The organism is Limnohabitans sp. 2KL-17, assembly GCF_003063415.1.
GTDB lineage: Bacteria > Pseudomonadota > Gammaproteobacteria > Burkholderiales > Burkholderiaceae_C > Limnohabitans_A.
Window position 1 is genome coordinate 1 of the sequence record NZ_NESK01000061.1, and the last position, 2408, is coordinate 2408.

1 protein-coding gene and 1 pseudogene are annotated in these 2408 nt (G+C 60.2%); both read right to left on the bottom strand.

Going from position 1 to position 2408, the window contains the following annotated elements:
• Nucleotides 1-197: 197 nt before the first annotated feature.
• Nucleotides 198-956, bottom strand: coding sequence for an IS21-like element helper ATPase IstB (istB, locus tag B9Z45_RS16485; RefSeq protein WP_108408282.1), 759 nt, complete (start codon nt 954-956; stop codon nt 198-200).
• 11 nt (nt 957-967) lie between these two features.
• Nucleotides 968-2280: pseudogene (gene istA, locus B9Z45_RS16490) on the bottom strand (IS21 family transposase); the annotation flags it as partial.
• Between the last annotated feature and the right edge of the window lie 128 nt (nt 2281-2408).

Consider the following 2408-nt stretch of genomic DNA (forward strand, 5'->3'; position numbering starts at 1 on the left):
ATGGGCTTACAAGTGGGCCAAGGCGAACAAAAAACGAAGGGAATATCAGAATGCGAAAGGAAAATCAAAAAAATCAAAACCATGCGGGGCGAAATTGCGCTCGCGAATGGGGTATTTCAGCAGCCTGCTAAGTGCGTATTCCGGTAATCGTGACCGATGGCGGTGTTGCGCGCTTTGATTTTAGGGTGCTGCCGTTTTCAGCCCTGGTTTTCCTCCTTCTTTTGACTCGGTTTTGTCTTGCGAAGTGACTCACCCGTCAGGGTCAGTCTGTGGTTGTTTTGCATGATCCTGTCCAGCATCGCGTCCGCCACCGTGGCGTCCCCAATCCACTCATGCCAGTGCTCTATGGGCAGCTGGCTGGTAATCACCGTGGCCTTCCTGCCAGCCCTGTCATCAATCATCTCCAGCAAGTCCGTGCGCGTGTGCGCATCCATCCCCACCAGGCCCCAGTCATCAAGCACCAGCACATCCGTGTTCTTCAGCATGTCCAGCCAGCGCGTGAACGTGCCATTGGCGTGCCGAATTCGCAACTCTTCGGCCAGGCGAGGCACTCGCTGGTAGAACGCGCTATGCCCTTGGCGGCAGGCGTGCTGAGCCAATGCACAGCCCAGCCAAGACTTGCCCGCTCCGGTCGGACCCGTGATCAGCACCGCATGGCCACTGCGCACCCACGGACCCAGCGTCAGGCTCATCACCGTGGCGCGGTCAACTCCCCGGGAGGAGCGGCAGTCCAAGTCCTCGATCATGGCCTGCGGGTATTTGAGTCGGGCGGTTTTGAGCAGCTTGGCGCAGCGCCTGTCTTGTCTGCCATGGACCTCTCGATCCACCAACAAGGCCAAGCGCTCCTCAAAGCTCATGGCGCTGATGCCGCTTTGCTGCATCTGCTCTTGCAGCGCCTGGGCCATGCTCACCAGCTTGAGCCCGCGCAATTGATCCAGTGTGGTGTTCATCATCATGGCTGGCACCTTCACTGGTAATACCCAGCACCGCGAACGTGGGCGTGAACGGGGCTGCCCCATTCACTGGATGGGGCGTGCTCCAACAAGTCCCGGCGGTTGACCAGAATGTCCCGAATGTGCGTGTACTTGGTGGTGCCCAATTGCCTGGCCATGGCGCACGCGGCTTCCAGCCTTGGTCGCCATAGCGTTTGCTCAAACTGAGCAAGCCTAAACAGGCCCGGTAGGCGTGCTCGGGGTGGCGCTGGCGAGCCAACATCAAATGGATTGTTTGGGCGCAAGCCAGACCAATGCGCTCGCCCCACAACACCAGTCGCTGGGGCGTCCACTGCGCATGAGCCTGGTGGCGCTGTGGCAGGTGCTCTGGCGCGGTGGTAAATCCACCCTTGTGCGCGCAGCGCATGTGGCTGGCCACGCGCTGGCCCCGGTGCAGCATCGCCACCACATGGGCTGTCACGCGCAGCTCCAGCACTTGCCCGACTAGGGCGTTGGGTGCGCTGTAGCGGTGGCCTTCAAACTCGACATGGCTGTCCACATGCACTCGCACCGTCTTGAAGACGGCCCATTCCCAGGGCTGGGTTGGCAGCGCCATCAAAGCCGGGGCATCGATCTGGGCAAACACACTGGCCCTGCAGCCGGGCAGCTTTTGAAAGGCGCGCTCGTTCAGGTACACCAGCAAAGGGGCAATGGCCTCGTTGACTTCTTGCACATTGGCAAATCGCTGTTTGCGAAGGCGCGCCAAAATCCAGCGCTCGACCAATTGGACACTGAGCTCCACCTTGGCTTTGTCTTGCGGGTGGTAGGCGCGGGCGGGCAGCATAGAGCAGCCATAGTGACGGGCAAAGTCCAAGGCCGACTCGGTCAAGCGGGGTTCATAACGGTTGGCTTGAGCCACCAGAGCGCGAGGGTTGTCAGGCACGATGAGCTGGGGCACACCGCCGTAAAAGGCCAGGGCTTGTGCCGTAGCACCAAGCCAGTCGGCTGCGGTTTGAGCAGGCGTGGCCGTGGCAAAGCAGTAACCCGAGGCGCCCATGGCGGCGACAAAGATGCTGGCCCGCGCACCGCCTGTCAGCTCAACTGTGGGGCCGGCAAAGTCGATGAAGAGTTTCTCGCCTGCGCGGTGGGTTTGCCGCATGGAGCGCTTAAGGCTCTTGGCAAAGCGGCGGTAGTTCTCGCAGAACAGGGAGTAGCGCCAAGGTTTGACCGGGTTGGCTGGGCTGTGCAGATCGGCCGTCTCGGCGCAGTATTCCTCCCAGAGCAAGGCCAGCGTCATGCCTTTGCGGCGCAACTCTTGGTGGATACGGCCGTAGTCGGCAGGGGCATAGCAGGCTGCTGAAATACCCCATTCGCGAGCGCAATTTCGCCCCGCATGGTTTTGATTTTTTTGATTTTCCTTTCGCATTCTGATATTCCCTTCGTTTTTTGTTCGCCTTGGCCCACTTGTAAGCCCAT

What these genes read in the sequence shown, in the direction of transcription:
- istB (WP_108408282.1), bottom strand. Translation starts at nt 956, where the DNA reads ATGATGATGAACACCACACTGGATCAATTGCGCGGGCTCAAGCTGGTG.